At 54.4% G+C, this 21,238-nt stretch carries 20 protein-coding genes and 1 tRNA gene; 15 read left to right on the top strand and 6 right to left on the bottom strand.

Translation table 11 applies throughout. From position 1 onward, the window contains the following. Positions 1-609 precede the first annotated feature (609 nt). The gene (locus QGM61_RS06615; RefSeq protein ID WP_317622146.1) at positions 610-2,745 is read left to right on the top strand and encodes a TonB-dependent siderophore receptor; all 2,136 of its coding nucleotides are present in this window, start codon (positions 610-612) and stop codon (positions 2,743-2,745) included. Between the two features lie 71 nt (positions 2,746-2,816). Next, the gene (locus QGM61_RS06610; protein ID WP_281132402.1) at positions 2,817-3,536 is read left to right on the top strand and encodes an SDR family NAD(P)-dependent oxidoreductase; all 720 of its coding nucleotides are present in this window, start codon (positions 2,817-2,819) and stop codon (positions 3,534-3,536) included. Positions 3,537-3,845: 309 nt separating this feature from the next. Here QGM61_RS06610 and QGM61_RS06605 read toward each other — a convergent pair whose 3' ends face one another. Then, positions 3,846-4,226, bottom strand: coding sequence for an energy transducer TonB (locus QGM61_RS06605; protein ID WP_237133742.1), 381 nt, complete (start codon positions 4,224-4,226; stop codon positions 3,846-3,848). A gap of 363 nt (positions 4,227-4,589) precedes the next feature. Between QGM61_RS06605 and QGM61_RS06600 the strand changes: the two genes are divergently transcribed. Both QGM61_RS06600 and QGM61_RS06595 read left to right on the top strand, forming a co-directional pair. Next, on the top strand, positions 4,590-6,953 hold the full coding sequence (locus tag QGM61_RS06600) for a DUF6351 family protein (protein ID WP_281132401.1): 2,364 nt from the start codon (positions 4,590-4,592) through the stop codon (positions 6,951-6,953). Positions 6,954-7,091: 138 nt separating this feature from the next. Continuing rightward, positions 7,092-7,967 (top strand): 3-hydroxyacyl-CoA dehydrogenase family protein, encoded by an 876-nt coding sequence (locus QGM61_RS06595; RefSeq protein ID WP_237133744.1) that lies wholly within the window; start codon positions 7,092-7,094, stop codon positions 7,965-7,967. A 15-nt stretch (positions 7,968-7,982) separates the two neighbouring features. Here the strand turns inward: QGM61_RS06595 and QGM61_RS06590 are convergent, their stop codons facing one another. After that, positions 7,983-8,348: a DUF2750 domain-containing protein gene (locus tag QGM61_RS06590; RefSeq protein ID WP_237133745.1), complete on the bottom strand. Its 366-nt coding sequence runs from the start codon at positions 8,346-8,348 to the stop codon at positions 7,983-7,985. 110 nt (positions 8,349-8,458) lie between these two features. Here QGM61_RS06590 and ppnN point away from each other — a divergent pair, with 110 nt between their 5' ends. The 8 genes from ppnN to QGM61_RS06550 all read left to right on the top strand — a co-directional run bounded on the left by ppnN (position 8,459) and on the right by QGM61_RS06550 (position 16,192). Then, the gene (ppnN, locus tag QGM61_RS06585) at positions 8,459-9,910 is read left to right on the top strand and encodes a nucleotide 5'-monophosphate nucleosidase PpnN (protein WP_281132400.1); all 1,452 of its coding nucleotides are present in this window, start codon (positions 8,459-8,461) and stop codon (positions 9,908-9,910) included. A gap of 81 nt (positions 9,911-9,991) precedes the next feature. Then, the gene (gene sufB / locus QGM61_RS06580) at positions 9,992-11,428 is read left to right on the top strand and encodes a Fe-S cluster assembly protein SufB (RefSeq protein ID WP_281132399.1); all 1,437 of its coding nucleotides are present in this window, start codon (positions 9,992-9,994) and stop codon (positions 11,426-11,428) included. Between the two features lie 49 nt (positions 11,429-11,477). Then, a complete protein-coding gene (gene sufC / locus QGM61_RS06575) occupies positions 11,478-12,227 on the top strand; it encodes a Fe-S cluster assembly ATPase SufC (RefSeq protein WP_237133748.1) in 750 nt (249 codons plus the stop codon). A 2-nt stretch (positions 12,228-12,229) separates the two neighbouring features. Next, complete coding sequence (gene sufD / locus QGM61_RS06570) at positions 12,230-13,543, top strand: Fe-S cluster assembly protein SufD (RefSeq protein ID WP_281132398.1); 1,314 nt, start codon at positions 12,230-12,232, stop codon at positions 13,541-13,543. A 1-nt stretch (position 13,544) separates the two neighbouring features. Then, entirely contained in the window at positions 13,545-14,801 is a 1,257-nt protein-coding gene (locus QGM61_RS06565; RefSeq protein WP_317622145.1) for a cysteine desulfurase, read from the top strand. Positions 14,802-14,811: 10 nt separating this feature from the next. Beyond that, positions 14,812-15,183: a HesB/IscA family protein gene (locus QGM61_RS06560; protein ID WP_237133750.1), complete on the top strand. Its 372-nt coding sequence runs from the start codon at positions 14,812-14,814 to the stop codon at positions 15,181-15,183. A gap of 38 nt (positions 15,184-15,221) precedes the next feature. Beyond that, positions 15,222-15,755 (top strand): putative Fe-S cluster assembly protein SufT, encoded by a 534-nt coding sequence (gene sufT / locus QGM61_RS06555; RefSeq protein WP_237133751.1) that lies wholly within the window; start codon positions 15,222-15,224, stop codon positions 15,753-15,755. Beyond that, complete coding sequence (locus QGM61_RS06550) at positions 15,755-16,192, top strand: SufE family protein (RefSeq protein WP_281132397.1); 438 nt, start codon at positions 15,755-15,757, stop codon at positions 16,190-16,192. The genes sufT and QGM61_RS06550 overlap by 1 nt, the downstream gene beginning before the upstream one ends. 39 nt (positions 16,193-16,231) lie before the next feature. Here the strand turns inward: QGM61_RS06550 and QGM61_RS06545 are convergent, their stop codons facing one another. From QGM61_RS06545 to QGM61_RS06535, 3 genes are read right to left on the bottom strand one after another with little or no spacing between them, the layout of a single operon-like run. Then, a complete protein-coding gene (locus QGM61_RS06545; RefSeq protein WP_281132553.1) occupies positions 16,232-16,915 on the bottom strand; it encodes a tetratricopeptide repeat protein in 684 nt (227 codons plus the stop codon). 52 nt (positions 16,916-16,967) lie between these two features. Next, entirely contained in the window at positions 16,968-17,573 is a 606-nt protein-coding gene (locus QGM61_RS06540; protein ID WP_281132396.1) for a tetratricopeptide repeat protein, read from the bottom strand. A 28-nt stretch (positions 17,574-17,601) separates the two neighbouring features. Further along, entirely contained in the window at positions 17,602-18,030 is a 429-nt protein-coding gene (locus QGM61_RS06535) for a hypothetical protein (protein ID WP_237133755.1), read from the bottom strand. A gap of 142 nt (positions 18,031-18,172) precedes the next feature. Here QGM61_RS06535 and QGM61_RS06530 point away from each other — a divergent pair. Then, positions 18,173-18,249: transfer RNA gene (locus QGM61_RS06530), tRNA-Arg, on the top strand. Here QGM61_RS06530 and QGM61_RS06525 read toward each other — a convergent pair. Next, complete coding sequence (locus QGM61_RS06525) at positions 18,233-18,412, bottom strand: hypothetical protein (RefSeq protein ID WP_281132395.1); 180 nt, start codon at positions 18,410-18,412, stop codon at positions 18,233-18,235. The genes QGM61_RS06530 and QGM61_RS06525 overlap by 17 nt on opposite strands. A 379-nt stretch (positions 18,413-18,791) precedes the next feature. On the opposite strand from QGM61_RS06525, the gene QGM61_RS06520 reads away from it, so the two are divergent. After that, positions 18,792-19,433: a hypothetical protein gene (locus QGM61_RS06520; protein ID WP_281132394.1), complete on the top strand. Its 642-nt coding sequence runs from the start codon at positions 18,792-18,794 to the stop codon at positions 19,431-19,433. Positions 19,434-19,550: 117 nt separating this feature from the next. Further along, positions 19,551-21,173 (top strand): TIGR04141 family sporadically distributed protein, encoded by a 1,623-nt coding sequence (locus QGM61_RS06515; RefSeq protein WP_281132393.1) that lies wholly within the window; start codon positions 19,551-19,553, stop codon positions 21,171-21,173. The last annotated feature ends 65 nt before the right edge of the window (positions 21,174-21,238 follow it).

The following is a 21,238-nucleotide window of genomic DNA, read 5'->3' as shown; positions in this document are numbered from 1 at the left end:
CACCTCTGTACGGGCCTCTAACTGCAGTAGAAAAATGAGCTGCAGTGGATAGAGGGATGCGAACCCGAAAGAGGGTTCCGACGGATTGCAAAGCAATCCAAGACGAGCGCGACAGCGCGAAGCCCGAAGGGTTGGACAGCCCCCAAGGCTGTTCAATCAATCCCTCTCTCTCCGCCATACGCCTTATCCACCTCTGTACGGGCCTCTAACTGCAGTAGAAAAATGAGCTGCAGTGGATAGAGGGATGCGAACCCGAAAGAGGGTTCGACAAGCATCGCTTCGCGATGCGCAGCACGTCACCGCCAGGTGACGCCCCGACGGGGTGAGTCGCGCAGCGACGAATGCATCCCTCTCTCGTCAACCCTGCGCTAGATCCAATCAATCCCTCTCTCGTCAATCCTGCACTAATGCCAATCAATCCCTCTCTCGTCACTCCAGCGATACCCCCAAACCATACCTCTGGCTGTTTTCTAATATACCGTTCCCGGTCTCACACTTATCTGTAATCACTGTTCTACAATTTTCGATATCACAATTGATAATCATTACTATTCTTAGTATCATCACCGTTCCCAAATTTGAGTACCACCCATTTCTGGAGATTTTTACGTGATCGATCGACATACCTCTCGTGCTCTTGGCATTTTGTTCGGCGCTACGCCGCTTACCCTGTCCATACTATCAGCGCCAGCGCTTGCGCAGGGTGCCGAGGGAGGCGTGGTTGAAGAACTGGTGATAACAGGCCGCTATCTGAGCCAGGACCAGGTCAATGCGCTGCGCACACCAACCCCAATCATTGATGTGCCGCAAAGTCTGTCAATTGTCACGGCCGAACAGATTACCCAGCAGGGTATTACCAGCATCGGTGGCATTGTCGATTACACGCCAGGAGTAAACACCTCCCAGGGTGAAGGCCATCGGGACTCGGTGGTGTTCCGTGGTGTGCGGTCTACTGCGGACTTCTTCATCGACGGCGCCCGGGATGATGTGCAGTATTACCGGCCTCTCTACAATCTGCAGCAGGTCGAAATCCTGCGCGGTCCCAACGCGCTGCTTTTCGGTCGCGGGGGTACCGGTGGTATTCTCAACCGGGTCACCAAGAAGGGTGTTATCGGTGAGGCATTCACCAGCGCTCAGGCCGGCATGAATTCCTTTGGCGGCTTTGATCTTCAGCTCGACAGCAATTTTGCGACTGGCGACAACTCCGCTGTTCGCGTTAATGCCTTCTATGAAAGCCTGGACAGCCATCGCGACTTTTTTGACGGCGAGCGCATTGGCCTCAACCCGACCGCCAGGATTGCTCTGAGTCCGGACACTACCCTGGATCTGTCCTATGAGTACGTCGATCACCAGCGGTTTATTGATCGCGGTGTCCCCACTGGCAGTGACGGTCGTCCGATGGATGCGTTTGAGGACATTGTGTTCGCGGATCCGGAATTGAATACTTCTGATCTTCAGGCACATCTGTTCCGAGGCGCTCTGCAACATCGGTTCTCTGAAAACCTGAAGGCTAATTTCAGTGCTTTTTATGGTGACTACGACAAGTTCTACCAGAACTTTTATGTCTCAGGATACAACCAGGCCGTAGCGCCCCTGGAAGTGACGCTTGATGGCTACGCAGATGAAACCCTGCGCGAAAATATGATCCTTTCCGGTAACTTTATCTGGGAATCCAGTATCGGTGGCATTGGTCATACCATTATCGCAGGCGGTGAATACATCGATACTTCTTCGGATCAGTACCGCTTCAATGCGCTTTGGAGCACCACCAACGATGATAACGAAGTGTTTGCGGTGACCCGACCCCTTAGTCTGAACAACGGTGTCGGCGTCAATGCTGCGGGTGCCAGGACCGTCAATTCTTTCGCATCGGATCTGAATGACGATACACGGGTAGGCATTGATGTTCGTTCAATCTACATTCAGGACGAGATTGAGCTGTCAGAGATGTTGGATGTGGTAATTGGTGCGCGTTTTGACAGCTTCGACATCGAGGTTTTTGATGTCCCGGCCAACCAGGTGCGTACCCGCCAGGATGAGGAAGTTTCACCGCGGGCCGGCCTGGTGTTCAAACCGCTGGAGAATATTTCCCTGTATGCCAGCTATAGCGAATCGTTTCTGCCACGCAGCGGCGAGCAATTCGCGAATATCAGCGGCAGCAGCGGTCAGCTGGATCCGGATACATTCAGTAATCAGGAAGCGGGTCTGAAATGGGACTTCGGCAGAGGTCTCAGCCTGACCGCAGCGGTCTTCGAAATCGAACAGAGCTCGCCTCAGGTGGCCGATAATAATCCGGAAACACTCGATGTTATCGACTCTGAGATCAGTGGCTTCGAACTGCAACTGCTTGGCCAGGTAAATGACCGCTGGTATCTGTCTGCCGGGTACAGCAATCTGGATGGGGAGCAGGTGGACCGCTCAGGCCCGACCGGCTTGCGTCCGCGGGAGCTGCCGGAACATATGTTCTCACTCTGGAATACTTATCAGTTGACCGAACAGTTTGGCATGGGTCTGGGTGTGACACATCAGAGTGACAGTTACATCGACAATGGTAACTTTGCAGTACTGCCAGGCTATACACGAGTGGACGCTGCGGCATACTACGATGTTTCCGCGGATTTCCGTATTCAGGTGAATATTGAAAACCTGACAGATGAGCTGTACTACCCCAATGCACACAGCACTCATCAGGCTACCGTAGGCAGCCCGTTGAATGCTCGTGTGTCTTTGATTCGGAACTTTTAAGCGACGGCAAGACAGCTCCGATTCGGGCCTTCCGGCGTATTCAAGGTAAAGACGAATACCCGGAGGCCCCCATGCCCAACAACATCACCATCTTCGGCGCCAATGGCACCCTCGGCAGCGAATTCACAAGAGCGCTGTCCTCACACTATCCCGAAGCAACCATCCACGCCTTCTCTCGCAGGCCTCAAGACAGTGCCGCCCAAAACGTCACCACTCACCAGCTCGACTACCTCGACGAAGCCGCCCTGAAATATGCCGCTACAGAGGTATCTGCAAACGCCCCCGTCGACCTCGTCATCGTAGCGACAGGCATTCTGCACACTGACGACATCATGCCGGAGAAATCCCTGCGTGATTTATCTGCAGACAAATTCATGCAGATCTATCAGGCCAATACCATCGTGCCTGCGCTGATTGCCAAATATTTTGTGCCCGTTTTAAACAAAAAGCAGCTTTCGGTTTTCGCGGCTCTATCAGCACGTGTCGGCAGTATTTCCGACAACCATCTAGGTGGCTGGTACTCATACCGCGCCTCAAAGGCCGCGCTGAACATGATCATCCGAAACGTCGCCATCGAGGCGCGTCGCACCAATAAACAAGCGATCATCTGCGCCCTGCACCCGGGGACTGTTGATAGCCCGTTGTCAGAACCTTTCCAGAAAAACGTACCAGAGGGCAAGCTGTTTACCGCCGAATATTCAGCGTGTCAGTTGTTGCAGGTCATTGGTTCACTGAAAAATGAAGACAGCGGCAAGGTGTTTGCGTGGGATGGTAATGAGGTTCTACCCTAGGACAGTCGATCAGGGGAATGCGTTAGTCAGGGGGCCGGCAAAGGGGGAGGGCTTCTCGTCGTAGAGATTCAGTTCATTATTCAGCGTTAAAGGAAAGCGAGTCGGCGCCTGCATTCACAAACGACCGACTCATCTCAAACCTGTTGCTTTGATTGTTTTCATGTTTTATCCCGTATATCGTTTTTTGTGATTATGTCTGTTCTTCACTGGCTTGTGGCCGTGAAACGCCTTGTTGCTTACGGGTTTGAAACAACAAGCGTACTGTCTAACTATTCAACTATGAATCAAGGTACGTGTAACGACCGTAACTTACTGCTTACCAACGAAGCTGAACTTCATCAGCGTACGAACAGGAACTGCTTCACCAGCGTCAGCAACTACCGGCTCAAACTTCCAGGATTCAATAGCGCTCAGAGCGGCGCGAGTGAACAGGCGAGAGTTTGACTCAGCCACTGCAGGAGAAGAAACGCTGCCGTCGGGCATTACAGTGAACTCAACAACGGTGTAGCCTTCGATGCCAGACAGTTCGGCACGACGTGGGTACTCTGGCAGTGAAGACTCAACAACGCGCAGATCCTTGCTGCTGTACATGCCCATTGCTTCAGGAGTCTGTGCGTTGGCGCTTACAGAAACTGCGCTGCCAATAACACCGGCCAGAACTGCGATTTTTACTACTGCTGACTTACTCATTTATTTCACCTCGAATTTTGGGGTTGGATTAACTTGCACTTGGAATAAAGCAAAGCCTGTGCCAGTTTTTTATATTTAATAAAAACAATAACATAGCAAAACAGGCCGATTCGCGAGCAATTTTCTGGTGCGCTGTTTTAATGCAGGCTGCACCAACTTGCTTCACGAATGACAGCATGTTGCCATTAGACATTGACAATGTTGTGTCATATTTCTGAATCTTTCGTGACACTCCATTTCTGAACGCATTCATGATAATGTCCGGCGGTAGGTCATTGGCGCATCAGCCAATGAGTGCCGGAACACCGATCGATGTCCATTAAAAGCAGAACAGCAGCAAAACAATAAGAGAAGAGGCAGATCATGATTCGCAAGGTACCCCAGCTAGCCCTGACCGTTAGCCTGCTCGCCGCGCTGGCGGCCTGCAGTGAACCAGATACCGACACCAACTCCGCCAATCCGGCGGCTGACCTGGCCGCGGCTCGCGCAGCCGTAGACCTGGCTGTTGCTTCCAGCGCACCTGACCAGATCAGTGGTAGCTCGGTGCTGGTGACCATTAATGGGATTGACTCGCTGCAGGGGCTGACCTTCCTCGCTGATGACCGGCCATTGGCAACCGTCAGAGAGACCGCAATGTCTGCCGGGAATTCATTTAATGTGCTGCTGGCAGGGCTGGAGCAGGGGAGTCAGGCACTGTCGGTGCAGAACAGCCAGGGTCAGGTGCTGGCCTCGATTCCGGTGACCAGCCATCCTCTCAGTGGTCCCATCTTCTCCGGCCCGCAGCAATATCCCTTTGTCTGTACCAGTGTGCTTGAGTGGGGTGTGCAGCCACTGGTTGATCACAATGAGGAGTGGGGGTTCCCTGTATACGCCCCCGGCGCAACTGCCGAGAATGCAGAGCCCATCGGATACAGCAAGGACTGCATGATCGAACCCTTTGTTGAATACCACTATATGAGTACAGAGGGCGGCTACAAACCCTGGCCAGCCGATGGCATGCGCCCGGCTGACCTGGCAACAACCACGCTGACAGACGGCACTGAGGTGGACTTTGTGGTGCGCTGGGAACGCGGCACCCTCAACCGCTTCCTTTACAGCTTTGCTACTCTGGTACAGCCAGATGCAATGACCGGCAGTGTCATCGATCCTGGGCCCGCCAACTGGAATGGTCGCCTGTTATACCACTTTGAAGGTGGTGTGGGTGTCGGTCACAGTCAGGGGCGCGTCAGTGCCAGCCGTGCACGTTTGCCAGAGGCGCTGGGGCAGGGCTACGCCGTCATCTACTCGTCCGGCAATCGCACCGGTGAGCATTACAACCTGCAGGTCGGTGGCGAAACCGCGCTGATGGTCAAAGAGCACTTTATCAAGCGTTTTGGAGTGCCCGATTACACCGTCGCGGTGGGTGGATCAGGTGGTGCCATCCAGCAGTATGTGTATCAACAGAATCATCCTGGTCTGATTGACGCCGGTGTAGCCCAGTACTCCTATCCCGACATGGTCACACAGACCATCCACGTGGGTGACTGTGAGCTGCTGGAACACTATATGGATGTCACTGATCGCAATAACCCGCGCTGGCAGGTCACCGGGAACCGCAGCCTGATTATGGGTTTCAACTCCACCGATGCCGTGCCGGATCCGCTGGCCGACATCAAACGTCAGCTGGGTTATGCCTCCGCCCCGGGTGCCAACGAATGCATCCCTGCCTGGCGCGGCCTGACCCCGCTGAGCATGAATCCGCACTATGGGCAGGTACGGGAGCAGGACAAGATGCACCCGCCCGGTATCATGGATGACGTGGTGTGGACCCACTACGACGATCTGAAGAACATCTACGGCGTCGACGAAAATGGCTGGGCGCGCACGCCCTGGGACAATGTTGGTGTGCAGTACGGTCTGCAGGCACTGACAGAAGGTGCCATCACACCTGAGGAATTCCTCGACCTGAACGAAAAAGTCGGCGGCTGGAAACATCCGTCTGACATGGTGCAGGAAGGCGCCCCGTTTCTGGGTGAAATGACCCCGGAGAACTTTGATCCCTGGAGCAGTCGCAATATGAACCTGTCCACCAATGGTGAGCCAGCGCCGCGCACCAGTGGCGATCTGCAGGCCATCAGCGCACTGTATGAGTCCGGCATGGTGTTTGATGGCCAGCTGAACATTCCCATCATCGACTGGCGGCATTATCTGGAGCACGTGCTGGATATGCACAACTCGCATCAGTCCTTCTCTGCGCGCCAGCGCATCGAGAACCAGATGGGCCACAGTAACAACCAGCTGATCTGGTTCACCGATGCACGGCCCGAGCCTGCCTTCGACCAGACCCTGCAGGCGCTGGAAGTGCTGCACGAGTGGGTGAGCAATATCAAAGCCAATCCGGATGCCAGTGTCGCCGCGGCGCGTCCGGACAGCGCCCAGGATGCCTGCTTCAATACCCAGGGCGAACTGATCGCGCAGGGAGACGATGTCTGGAACGGCATTCTCAACGAGCAGCCAGAGGGTGCCTGTACGCAGCAGTTTCCGGTTTACTCGACCTCACGGATGGTGGCAGGTGGCCCAATTGAAGGCAGTATCTTCAAATGCGAGCTGAAGTCGCTTGATCAGGCGCTGGCCGATGGCACCTACGGCAGCTGGCAGCCGGACCAGACGCAACAGCAACGCCTGCGCAACATATTCCCGCAGGGCGTGTGTGATTACAGTGAGCCTGACAGTGCACGTCCACAATAAGGCAGGGTTTATGGAACACTTTGTCGGCATGCGGGTGATACGGTTACAATCGGGCACCGTATCAACCCGTCGACAAACGATTTGATGTAGAGCAGTAGTAAATTCTCAAAACAGGAAAACACAACACAGGACGCAACAATGAACTTTGAAGACATCAAGAATATATGTGTAGTGGGCGCCGGCAACATGGGTCATCAGATTGCCCTGCAGGCTGCCATTTGCGGATACAAGGTCAAATGTTTTGACGTCAATCAGGAAACGCTGAAAAAGGCCGATGCCTTCGTTGATTCCTATCTGCCGGGTCGCGTTGAAAAAGGCCGCCTGACCACCGAGCAGGCGCAGGCTGCGCGCGGCAATATTCAGTTTGTCGACTCACTGGAATCTGCGGCGGGTGATGCCGACTTTGTCATTGAGGCAGCCACCGAAGTGCTTTCACTGAAGCGCAAGATTTTTGCCGACCTGGATCGCATCGCACCCAAGCACGCGATTCTGGCCACCAACTCGTCTGCCATCGTCAGCTCCAAAATTGCTGATGCCACCCAGCGTCAGGATAAAGTGTTGAACATGCACTTCTTCAATCCGGCACTGGTGATGAAGCTGGTGGAAGTTGTTAAGGGGCCACATGTCTCGGATGAAAGCGCTGATCTGACCATGGAGCTGTGCCGCGTCTTCCAGAAAGTGCCGGTACTGCTGAAAAAAGAAGTGGATGGCTTTTTGCTCAACCGTATCTTTGCAGCGATTTCACGCGAAGCCAGCTGGCTGCTGGAGATGGGTGTGGCCGAAGTGGAAGATATTGATAACGCCTGCGTCTACGGCGCTGGTCACCCGATGGGGCCGTTCCGCCTGAACGACCTGACCGGACTGGATCTGAGCTACATCATGCGTATGGAAAAATTCCGTGAGACCGGCAACCCTGCCGATTTGCCCAACCCTCGCCTGGTAGAACACTACATGAAAGGCGAATACGGCGAAAAAACCGGCAAGGGCTGGTACGACTACTCCGGCAAGAAGTAAGTGCGGCGGTCGCCGTCAGGCTTCGAAGTCTGACGGCGCCAGTGCTTTGGCCAGTTCCGCCGGTTCCACTTCGCCACCGGTCAGCTCGGCATCCCAGTCAGTCCCCACCATGGCATTGTCTTCATGCATGCCCGGCAGCCACTCGGTCAGGAAATCATCCAGGCTGATGGCGCGCGGCTTATACACTGACCACTCATCCGTACACATGGCCGCTGCGGCCTGTTCGCTGGACCAGAACGGAAATACATCGGTATCTTCATACTCGATGGAGTCGCACAGCGCCCAGCCATCCTCGCCATACAGGCCCCAGACCTGGCCCTGCTGCAGCGCCTGTTCTACGAATGTCTCAATGTTGCTGTCATCATCGGTGTGGGTGTTCATAGGCGTCGAGGCTCCGCAGGCTGGCTGACCGGTCAAAGAAAGTCGCGTATTCTATCCACGTCAGGATATCGTATCCACCGATATTATTGCAGCAAAAAGGATGACCTTGCATGACTCAGGAAAACTGCCGTTACCAGACCGTAAATGCCGCCATCAGTCCTACGGGCAGCCTCGAGCTGCTCTCCCAGCAGGAGGTGGAACGCCTTAGCCGGGTAGGGCATGGGGAAATTCACGAGCTGTTCCGCCGTTGCGCACTGGCGGTGCTTAACTGCGACGATAGCTCCGACAGTGCCGAAGAGGTGTTTGCGCGCTACCCGGACTTTGATGTCGAGATTGTGCAGCGTACCCGCGGCGTCAAGCTGAAGTTAAAAAATGCGCCGGCCTGTGCCTTTGTGGATGGCAAGATCATGAGCGGCGTGCGTGAGCATCTGTTTGCCGTGCTGCGCGATATCGTGTTTGTGGCCAGTGAGCTGTATCGTCAGGATGAAACCAGTGTCGAGGAGGGCTTCGAGGCCATTCGTCTGGTGCATCGTGGCCCGCTCAGCCCCGCCGCCATCAATAATCTGGTATTTCTGCTGCTGCGCAATGCCGGTCTGCTGAAACCACGCATGCTGCCCAATCTGGTGGTGTGCTGGGGCGGTCATTCGATCAGCCGCGACGAGTACGATTACACAAAATCGGTTGGTTACGAACTGGGCCTGCGCCATCTGGACATCTGCACCGGCTGTGGACCAGGCGCCATGAAGGGCCCCATGAAAGGCGCCGCGATCGGGCATGCCAAGCAGCGCATCCAGGGCGGGCGTTATATCGGGATCAGCGAACCCGGTATCATCGCCGCTGAGTCCCCTAACCCGATTGTGAATCATCTGGTGGTGCTGCCGGACATTGAAAAACGCCTTGAGGCCTTTGTGCGCGTGGCCCATGGCATCATCGTGTTCCCGGGCGGAGTGGGGACGCTGGAGGAGATTCTGTTTCTGATCGGCACACTGATGGATCCGGCCAACAAGGACCAGCAACTGCCACTGATTTTCACCGAAGCGGCCTGCAGCAACGGCTATTTCAAGCGCATTGACGAGTTCCTGGTGGCCACGCTGGGAGAAGAAGTGCGCCGCCACTATCGCATTATTGAAGACGACCCGGTGGAGGTGGCGCATGTGATGCGCGAAGGCATGCAGCAGGTGGGCAAGGGCCGCCGTGTCTCGCGTGACGCCTATTACTACAACTGGCTGCTGCACATCCCGGAAGAGATGAAGCACCCCTTTGAGGTCAATCATGACAGCATGGCCAGCCTGCGCCTGACCCGTTCACTGCCTCCGCAGGAGCTGGCCATCAACCTGCGCCGGGCGTTTTCCGGCATTGTAGCCGGCAATGTGAAGGACCATGGGGTAAGGCTGGTGCGTGAGAAAGGGCCCTTTGTGCTGCGCGGCGATGTCAGCATAATGGCGGCGATGGACGGTTTATTGCGTGATTTTGTGGCACATGGACGAATGAAACTGGCCAGGGAACGCTACAACCCCTGTTATACTATCGAGCCCGAGCCAGCCCAGTCAGAACCGGTCTAATAGTTGACTAAAATAGTCGGATACTCGATAATTTGCGGCTCCTGAAAGCTTTTTTAATCGTCGTTAGAGCCGAGGTTGCCCATGAGTGAACAAGTCGAAAGCCTGATCCGTAAGGACTATGCTGCCGGATTTCATTCAGCAATCGAGTCCGACACGCTGCCACCGGGCCTGAATGAAGACGTCATCCGCCACATTTCGGCCCAGAAAGAAGAGCCGCAGTGGATGCTGGACTGGCGCCTGAAGGCCTTCGAGGCCTGGAAGCAGATGACCGAACCGACCTGGGCGCACGTGCACTACCCGCAGATCGATTTTCAGTCGATCTCCTACTACAGCTCGCCCAAGAGCATGAAAAACCGCCCGAAAAGCCTCGATGAGGTGGATCCGGAGCTGCTGGAGACCTACAAAAAGCTGGGTATCCCGCTGCACGAGCAGGAAGCGCTGGCAGGTGTGGCGGTGGATGCGGTATTCGACTCGGTATCGGTGGTCACTACCTTCCGCAAAAAGCTCTCAGAAGCTGGCGTGATTTTCTGCCCGATCAGCGAGGCAATTCGCGAGTATCCAGAACTGGTTCAAAAGTACCTGGGTTCTGTGGTCCCGCAAAAAGATAACTACTATGCCGCGCTCAATTCCGCGGTGTTCTCCGATGGCTCCTTTGTGTACATCCCCAAGGGCGTGCGCTGCCCGATGGAGCTGTCCACCTATTTCCGTATCAATGAGCTCAACACCGGACAGTTCGAACGGACCCTGATCGTGGCCGATGAAGGCTCCCACGTCAGCTACCTGGAAGGCTGCACCGCGCCAATGCGCGACGAGAACCAGTTGCACGCGGCTGTGGTTGAGCTGGTGGCGCTGGACAATGCCCAGATCAAATACTCGACCGTGCAGAACTGGTATCCCGGCGATAAAGAAGGCAAGGGCGGTATCTACAACTTTGTGACCAAGCGCGGTATCGCGCACACCAATGCCCGTATCTCCTGGACCCAGGTCGAGACCGGTTCGGCCGTCACCTGGAAGTACCCCAGCTGCATACTCAAGGGTGACAACAGCGTCGGCGAATTCTACTCAGTAGCACTGACCAACAATTTCCAGCAGGCCGATACCGGCACCAAGATGATTCACCTGGGCAAGAACACCAGTTCGACAATTATTGCCAAGGGTATCTCGGCCGGCCGCAGCAACAGCTCCTATCGCGGGCTGGTGCGTATCAATCCGGCTGCCGAGGGCGCACGTAACTTCACCCAGTGCGATTCACTGCTGATCGGTGATCGCTGCGGTGCGCACACCTTCCCGTATATCGAAAACCGCAATGCCTCTGCCGTCATCGAGCACGAGGCGACTACCTCCAAGGTCAGTGATGACCAGATGTTCCTGTGTCAGCAGCGCGGCCTGGATGCGGAGAAAGCGGTGTCGATGATCGTCAACGGCTTCTGCCGTGAGGTGTTCAAGGAGCTGCCCATGGAGTTTGCGGTGGAAGCCGGCAAGCTGCTGGAAGTCAGCCTGGAAGGCTCGGTCGGTTAAACCACCGCAGTCTGAACCTGATTCTTTTTTTATCAAACGGAACTTTATTATGTTACAGATCAAAGAACTGGTTGCTGAAATCGACGGCAAGCAGATTCTCAATGGCCTGAATCTGACCATTGGCGACGGCGAAGTCCACGCCATTATGGGCCCAAACGGGGCAGGCAAAAGTACGCTGGGCAATGTGCTGACCGGCCGCGATGGCTACGAGGTCAAATCCGGCGAAGTACTGTTCAACGGCAAAAATCTGTTTGATCTGGAGATCGAAGAGCGTGCCCGTGAAGGCATGTTCCTGGCTTTCCAGTACCCGGTGGAAATCCCCGGCGTCAGCAATATGGAATTCCTCAAAGCCTCGCTGGATGCCCGGCGCAAACACCAGGGCCTGGAAGAGCTGTCCTCCTTCGACTTCATGAAGCTGGCGCGCGAGACCAGCGCCAAGGTCAGCCTGGATGCCGCTTTCCTGAAGCGCGGCGTCAATGAAGGCTTCTCCGGTGGTGAGAAAAAGCGCAACGAGATTTTGCAGATGATGCTGCTGGAACCGCAGCTGTGCATTCTGGATGAAACCGATTCCGGTCTGGACATTGATGCCCTGCAGGTGGTTGCCAATGGCGTCAACGCCATGCGTGACGGCAAGCGCAGCTTTATCGTCGTGACTCACTACCAGCGACTGCTGGACTACATCGTGCCTGATCACGTGCACGTGCTTGCCGGTGGCAAAATCGTCAAATCCGGTGACAAAGAACTCGCCAAAGAACTGGAAGCCAAAGGTTATGGCTGGCTGGAAGGTGAGGTCGCCTGAACATGACTCAGCCCGTTCAGCCAAGCGATTTTCAGAAACGCGCCCTGACGCTGGCACAGCAGCGCAGCGCGCCTGCGTTCCTGCAGACGGTGCGACAGCAGGGCCTGGATGAATTCGGCCAGATTCAGTGGCCCGGTCGCAAGACCGAAATGTGGAAGTACACCACTTTGCGTCCGGTCGAAGCCTTTGCCAATGCCGAATGGCCGGCCGACGATGTCGCCGCCGACGGCGAGCAGCTGGCATCGCTGCCCGAGCTGGATGCCACACGTCTGGTATTTGTCGATGGTCTGTTTGATGGTGCCGCGTCGGATGAACTGCCCGACGGTGTGCGCCTGTTCAGTCAGGCCGACGAGGCGGCACGCGTGGTGCTTGACCAGTACCTGGGCAAGATCGCCAAGGATATTGATCCGTCACGTCGCAATCTGTTTGCAGCTCTCAATGATGCCTGGCTGACCGACGGCGTGCTGGTCTATGTGCCGAAAAATGCCACACTGGAAAAGCCACTGTATGTGGTGCACCTGTCGACTGCGCAAGCGGCCGAGCGCGTCGCCAATCAGCGACTGCTGGTGATGCTGGAGCAGGGCGCCAGTGCCGATATGATCGAACACTATCTGAGCGCCGACGATGCGAGTGCCAGCTTTGTGAACACGCTGACTGAGATACACGTCGGCGATAACGCGAGACTGAGCCATACCCGTCTTAACCTGGAACACGAAGCCAGCAGTCATGTCGGCGCGGTGCATATCAACCTGCAGCGCAGCGCGGTGGCCAATGGTTTCACACTGGCTGAAGGTGGCGAGCTCAAGCGTCTGGACTACCAGATTAACCACTGTGGCGAAGGTGCCGAGCTTAACCTCAATGGCCTGTATCTGGGCCGACATCAGCAACACGTCGACTACCACACTACTATTGAACACCGCGTGCCCAACTGCACCAGCCAGGAAGTGTTCCGAGGCATTGTGGGTGACAAGGCCAAGGCCGTGTTTAATGGCCGCATCCATATCCATCAGGATGCGCAGAAAACCCTGGCGGAACTGAACAACCGTAACCTGCTCACCTCCAACACTGCTGAGGTGGACACCAAGCCGGAACTGGAAATTTACGCCGATGATGTGCGCTGTGCACACGGTGCAACCATCAGCCAGCTGGACGAGACGGCGCTGTACTATCTGCAAAGCCGTGGCATTGAACTGCCCCAGGCGCGCATGATGCTCAGCTACGGCTTCATCAACGAGGTGCTGGAAACCCTGCCTCATGAGGGTATCCGTACCGCGCTGCAGAAGCGTCTGCGACAGCGGTTTGTTGAGGAGATCTAAGGTGGCCGACGTGGCAGCGGAGACAGTAGTGCAGGCGCACGGCTTTGATGCCGGGCGCGTCAAGCAGGACTTTCCGATCCTGAATCAGCAGGTGAACGGCCAGCCACTGGTCTACCTGGACAATGCCGCGACCACCCAGAAGCCACAGGCCGTCATCGACGCCATCAGCCACTATTATCAGTTCGACAACAGCAATGTGCACCGCGGTGCCCATACGCTGGCCGATCGCGCCACCGCCAAGTTTGAACAGGCACGGCAGCGCGTCGCACAGTTTATCAATGCCCCGGCCGCCAAACAGGTGCTGTGGACCCGTGGCACTACCGAAGGTATCAACCTGGTCGCCTCCAGCTGGGGTGGCGCGAATCTGAAACAGGGTGACCGCGTGCTGGTCTCGGCCATGGAGCACCACTCCAACATCGTGCCCTGGCAGATGGTTGCCGAAAAAACCGGTGCCCGTGTCGAAGCCATTCCGGTGGATGACACCGGCACGCTGGATCTGCAGGCCTTTACGGACATGCTGGATGACCGCGTACGTATGGTCTCCGTTAACCAGGTCTCCAATGCCCTGGGCAGCATCAATCCGATTGCCGACATCATCCGGCTGGCCCACCAGCACGGTGCGTTGGTGCTGATCGACGGCGCCCAGGCCATCGCGCACTGGCCGGTCGATGTGCAGGCCATGGACTGCGATTTTTATGTGTTCTCCGGCCACAAACTGTTTGGCCCCACCGGTATTGGTGTGTTGTATGGCCGCGAAGAACTGCTCAACGCCATGCCGCCGTATCAGGGCGGTGGTGAGATGATTGAAACGGTCAGCTTTGATGGCACCACCTACAACCAGCTGCCCTACAAGTTTGAAGCCGGCACGCCAGACATTGCCGGTGCCATTGGTCTGGCCGCGGCCATTGATTATGTCGACAGTCTGGATCGCGCAGCAGCGGCCGAACATGAACATGCGCTGCTGGCCTACGCGACGGAGAAAGCGACGCAGGTGCCGGGTCTGAAACTGATTGGCACTGCCACCGACAAATGCGCGGTCTTGAGTTTTGTGCTGGAAGGGGTGCATCCCTCGGATCTGGGCATGCTACTCGACCAGCAGGGTGTGGCCGTGCGAACCGGCCACCACTGCGCGCAGCCACTGATGCAGCAGTACGGGATACCTGGTACGGTGCGGGCCAGCTTCAGCTTTTATAATACATTTGACGATGTAGACAGATTATTCGCCGCCCTGGACAAGGCGCGGCAGTTATTAACGTGAGGTAACACAAATGACGGTAGAGACATTCGATCCGCAAGCTGCCTCCACCCCGGTGTCGGTCACTCCGGCGGCGGTGGCGCATTTTCGCAGGCAGCTGCAAAAAGACACTAACGCCAGAGCCGTGCGCCTGAGCGTCAAGGAAAGCGGCTGCACCGGTTTTATGTATGTGGTCGACCTGGTCCAGGAAGGCCAGGCCGAAGACCTGCACCAGCAGCTGGAAGACGGCCTGGAGCTGTTGATTGACAGTGGCAGTCTGGGGGTTGTTAAGGGGACGAAGATTGATCTGGTTACTGAAGGCGTTAATCGCCAGCTTCGCTTCCAAAACCCCAATGTCGTTGATCAATGCGGCTGCGGCGAAAGCTTTTCGATTGCGAAGGACTGACTGAGCCTCGATTGGATTATTTGATTTAGGAATCGGATATGGAACGCAAGATGGTGGTGGCGCAGCAGGATTGTCCGGCGCGGCGGGTGCCGGATGGGACGCCTGTCACCATCCCCAGGGACAGTTTTGTCAGCATTACGCAGGCGCTGGGTGGCAACTACACGGTGGTGCACCAGGGGCAGATGCTGCGGGTGGATGGCACGGATGCGGGCGCGCTCGGGCTGAAGCCGGAGACGCTGACGTTTCCGCCGGCCACTGACGACCAGATTCAGGAGTCGCAGGTCTGGGAAGCGCTGGGTACCGTGTTTGATCCGGAGATCCCGGTCGATCTGGTAAACCTGGGGCTGATCTACAAAGTGGACGTGGACCAGGATGCCAAAACCGTCGACATCGACATGACCCTGACAGCCCCCGGCTGCGGCATGGGTCCGGTACTGGTGGGTGATGTCGAATACCGCGTGCGCAAGGTGCCCAACGTCAAAAAGGTCAACGTCGATCTGGTGTTTGATCCACCCTGGAGCCGCGAGATGATGAGCGAGGAAGCCCAACTGGAAACGGGGATGTTTTTCTGATGGCTAAGCAATTCGGCGTCGACATCACCAGCGAAGACATCGTCGACACCCTGGCGTTTTTTGACAGCTGGGACGATCGCTACAAATACATCATCGACCTGGGCCGCGAACTGCCTCCTATGGCCGACGAACACAAGGTGGACGATAACCTGATCCGCGGCTGTCAGAGCCAGGTCTGGCTGGTCACGCGCGAGGAGCAGGGCAGCCAGGACGGCAAACTGTATTTCGACGTCGACAGCGACGCGTTTATTGTGAAGGGCCTGCTGGCCATTGTCATGGCCGCCTACAACGGCAAAACCGCCGACGAGATTCTGGCCTTCGATATCCAGGCCTACTTCGAATCCATCGACCTGATGCGCCACCTCAGCCCCACAAGAGGCAGTGGCCTGCAGGCCATGGTCGCCCGCATCCAGCAGATCGCCTCGCAGGCAGCCTGAGCCTAAGACCAGGTGTAGGTAAAAGCTGAGGCTTGCGCCTCAGCTGCGATTCTCCAGCACCCAGTTGGCATAATCACGCTGCCCCTGCGAGCGCTGCGCCGCGCTCATCTCAGTCTCCAGCGTGGTCAGAAACTGGGTAGCCAGCGCCACCTCATTATCCTGTGCCAGCCGCGCCCACATATAGGCCTGCGCCAGATCCCGGTCCACGCCGAGTCCCTGATGGTACATGGTCGCCAGGTAGTACTGAGCCTCACCATCATCATAGCCCGCTGCCTCACCGTACCAGCGTGCCGCCTGTTCATAGTGCGCGCCACGATTGATCAGTGACAGCGGCCAGACACTCATCCACGACGGCTGTACCCCCAACTGGTTGTAATACAGCACGCCCAGATTCACCATCGACCGCACATAACCCTGCTCAGCCGCCCGCTGCGTCCACAAAAAGGCCTGCTCATAGTCCTGCGGCACACCCTCACCACTGAAATACAGCACGCCCAGATTGTGCTGCGCAATCGCCAGCCCATTCTCCGCCGCCTCGGTAAACAGGGCGACCGCCGTCGCCATATCCCCCGCATCCCGCGCCTCAACGCCCTCGTAATAGACGCTGTAGTCCGGCAGCTCGGTATCCTCATCCGCCACCTGAACCTGCGCCTGCAGCGCAGCAGCCGGACAGAGCAGGGCAGCAACCAGCATCAGGCAGGAAACAATACGACTGGAAAACATCACCAAAAAACCTTCCTCAAGACCTTTCTTAAGACCGTATTCAAGACCTTTATTAAGGCGAGGGAGAGCCCGCCTGCTGGCTGTTGAATTCTTCAATCCACTGCTGCACTTCCCGCTGGACACGCTCCACCTCGGCAGGGGGCAGCAATTCCTGGATCAGCACCGCATTGGCCGCCGCACTCTGATGCCCACCGGCACCGGCCAGCGTAAACCAGCGATAGGCTTCCGCCGTATTCTGCGGCGCACCCATCCGGCCATTAAACATCACCACACCCAGTGTGAACTGTGACTGCCGGTCACCATTGTTAGCGGCCTTCAAAAACCACTCCAGCGCCTCAGCCTCGTCCCGAATCACACCCAGGCCATTCAGATACATCACCGCAATGTTGTACTGCGCATTGGCATTATCCTGATCCGCCGCCAGCGTAAACCACCGCAAAGCCTCAAAATTATCCGCCGCCACGCCCTCGCCATTCAGGTACCGAGTGCCCAGCGCAAACTGCGCCGCCGACTCACCCGCCTCAGCCCGCGACTGCAGCGCAGCCAGCTCATCCGACGACTGTGCGAATGCCCCGGTCGCCCATAAGCAAAGCCCCAAAACGCAAACTGCCCCGCAGGCCACGCGCCTAAAGGCACGCACCGGCAGGGCAGAACTCATCCAGCGAAAAGAATTCAAACGAAACCGCTCAGAACTGCTCGTACAGACTGTCCGTATCATCGTCAGCAAACACCACACGGTTGGCATCCTCCAGCCACTCCAGCGCCAGTTGCTCACCCCGAACCACATCCGACTCACTCAGACTCTCCCGAATCATCTCCAGCGTAGGCGCCAGATCCCGCTCCCCATTCACATAGGCCAGCGTCAACCACTTAACCGCCTGCACCAGATCCGGCGCCGAAGCCCCCTGACCCGTACGATACATCTCCCCCAGGCGGCGCTGAGCCTGCACATGCCCCTGATTGGCCTCCTGCGTGAACTCCATCATCGCAGCCCGGTAATTCCCCGACTCATAAGCCCGAACCCCAGCCTCAAAATCAGCCAGCACGGCCCCAGAGACCATCAACAGGCCAGCCATACCAACGGCGCCCAGCGTTTGTTTTATTGATATAGGCATAATGCGACCCTTAGACAATAAGTAGAGCGAAACAAAAGATTCCCGATCTTAGCACGACCACCCCGACCCTGGAAATTTCTACAGAAAATATCAAAAAGGGCTTTGAAAATACTGCCAGTTATATATAATACGCACCCTCAACGCACCCGTAGCTCAGCTGGATAGAGTACCTGACTACGAATCAGGTGGTCGCATGTTCGAATCATGCCGGGTGCGCCATATCCATAAAGAAGCCCGCCTTGCGCGGGCTTTTTTTATGGATCCGGCTTACCCGGCTACGTGAGAACTGCCGTTCGACAAAACGCAGAGCGTTTTGGACGCCCGCCAGGGCGCCCCGAAGGGGGGAGCGAATTTGCCCAAGGCAAATACGCGAATCAATCATGCCGGTTCCTTTCGAGTCACCCCAAAATGCGACTTATCGCACAAATCCCTCCGATTAGCCAAATGGCTAGTTGCCACAACTCTCTGATTCTGCACATATTCGGCCAATTAGCGCACCCAAGACGCAGGTGGCCAATCAATACGATTCACCCGTAGGGCGGTAGCGTGCCTGACTAATAAGGAATTGCTTGCCTGCACGCCTCCCTGAAAGAGCGGGCGCATGTTTATCTTATAGTTGATTAGGGCATCTACCGAATCTCTTTACTGGGTCAGTGTACTTTGGTGACAAGTAATGCAAAAACTGTATCGATATAGCGTGCAGTAAACCAGCGAAATTGTGTCAGTGTGCGATACGTATGGTGAGCAATTAGGAGAGATTTGTGCCGGGAAAAATAAAAAATCGTAAGCCACGCTCCAGGGGGATAGCCGAAACTTACATCCACATTAAAGATGTTCCTAGCGACCTTTCTAAAGAGAAAGTCCAACAATACCTAAAACAGCATGCTTGGATATGGGCAAAGAAAAATTTTAAGCATCCCGTAATTGTCAAAGTCCGGGTAGAAGAAGGTTCACTTAAAGTTTGGGTTTTTGTCGGCGGCCTATCGCTTATTAATTTTGTATCTGACTACGGGTCTTTTCGTAGCGGTATCGATCAGATGGTATCGGATGCCAAAGCATTTTCTTCATTTGTAATTGAGCATTTTAGTCACGATGAAGACATTCCAGATCAGGCGGTCATTCGAGCAGAAAAAAGACTCGGTGTACCTGGTAAAATTCAGAGATTTCTTAAATCCCTAGAAAATATTGATTCTCAAGACCTAACTCATAACGAGCGTCAAGTTAAAATTCAGGATTTGAGAGATGAGTTTTTAGTGATAGTACAACTACTTGATAACCCACGAGACCGTCAACTTTTTATGGAGCAAGTGCCAGATAATATTAAGCAAACTCCTAACATTCCCTTACCCGAGCCAATCCCTGGTGTTCTTTCGTTAGATGTTATCCGAAATGAAGAGGATTGAGATGCTTAACCAAATGAGCAAGTATGTTCGCGATTGCTTGCTGGGACGTACACGACGTTCGCTCCCCTTAGTATGACGTTAAAAGCTGTGCATTTACCGAGAAGATCAAGAGTTTAAATGTCAGAGCCTAAGCCAAGGAAAGAAAAGCTATCCATTTACTTGGTCAAAACTAGTTTGGCTGACGAAATATCAAAGTTCATTAATGTCGAAATCTCTAAGCCGCCGATTAATATTGAACTTATAGATGTGGAGGCAACTCTCTACGTCAAGAAAGAACCTCCAAAGTCGCCACCTACATGGACAAAGCTGTTTACTGAACACCAAGAATTGCCAGAAGATATTTTTGGCAGCAGGAAGTCAGTTGGTGCAGCACTCGTTATTAAGCTTAGTTCGAAGTGCTTTGTATTAACCTTCGGCACAGGTTTTCATATGGTTCGTAATGAGGCAATAGAAAGAGATTTCGGCCTAAGGGTAACGCTGAATTCGGTTAATCCCGATAAGCTGCGAAGCTTGGACAAAGCGAGTTACGATCACAACCCGTTAAACTCGCGGACTCAGAGCTCAATAGATTTAGGCGTGTTTGATTTGGATGTGGATTCCGAGATGGATATGCTGTATGCCGTAACTGGAGCATCAAAAGTACCTATTTTTGGCTCTCATGTGACGGGTAGAGACGCTTTATCTTTATCGCTAGAAATAAGTATGGATGGATTGAAAGAAGTTTTGCTAGAGGCAATTTCTAGATACGAGGCTTCGCTGCCAAAAGAATTTGAATGGGTTGATAACATACAGAGAATAAAAGACAAAGAGTTGACTGAAGTACTAGACTTAGAGCTTGATGAGATTCTTGCCGAAAAGAACTTCGGTAATATGTGGCTAGGAGAACCCGAAATAGTTGATTGGGAATCGCAGATAGGATATTCGTTTGATCTATATGCTCAAACGCCAAGGCATGTAGTACTAAGATTAGAGGACTTGATTAAATACTTAGAAGACAAGGGTATAACGTTTACATCAGAGAATCTTAAATCACAAATTATCAACATCAATGATAATGAATTCAATTCAATCAAGAAGTGGTCAGCATACAGATGCTTATACGCCGAGGTAAATTTTGACAAGGAGAAATTTATACTAAGAAATGGATTATGGTACAGGGTTAATACTAACTTTGCGAACTCGGTTGATGATTATTTACAGAGTCTTGATGCGTATGACTTCGAGTTTCCCGTGTATGCTCATGAACGCGAAGAAAACTACAATATTTCTGTCAGTGACTCGAATGGAAACATCGAACTTATGGATAAAGAGTTTGTGAAGATAGGTGGTCCTTACGACAAACTGGAATTCTGTGACCTAATCAAAGACTCAATTGAGTTTGTTCACGTCAAGTATTATAGAAATTCGTCGACTTTGAGCCATTTGTTCTCACAGGGGGTCGTTGCATCAGAGGCGTTCATAGGTGATGCAGCCTTTCGGCACAGGCTTAATGAAAAACTCCCGGTTGCCAGCAAACTGAAAGATGCGAATAGCAGGCCAGACCCCAGCAAATACAAAGTAGTATATGCTATTGCAACAAATCGAAGTATACCTAACGAATTGCCATTTTTTTCCAAGGTAACCCTAAAAAATGCCCTCAAACGGCTGAAGACTCTGAATTTCAACGTATCCCTTTCTGCAATTAACGTGGATCCTTCATTGGAAGTTAGGAAGAAATATAAGCCCAAGAAGTACAAGTAAGCCGAATAACTATCCTCTTCAGCTAAGCAATTCGTTGAACTAGCATCGGATCAAATTTGAATTAG

This window comes from Pseudohongiella sp. SYSU M77423, assembly GCF_029911965.1.
GTDB lineage: Bacteria > Pseudomonadota > Gammaproteobacteria > Pseudomonadales > Pseudohongiellaceae > Pseudohongiella.
This window is presented reverse-complemented; position numbering and strand designations above follow the sequence as displayed.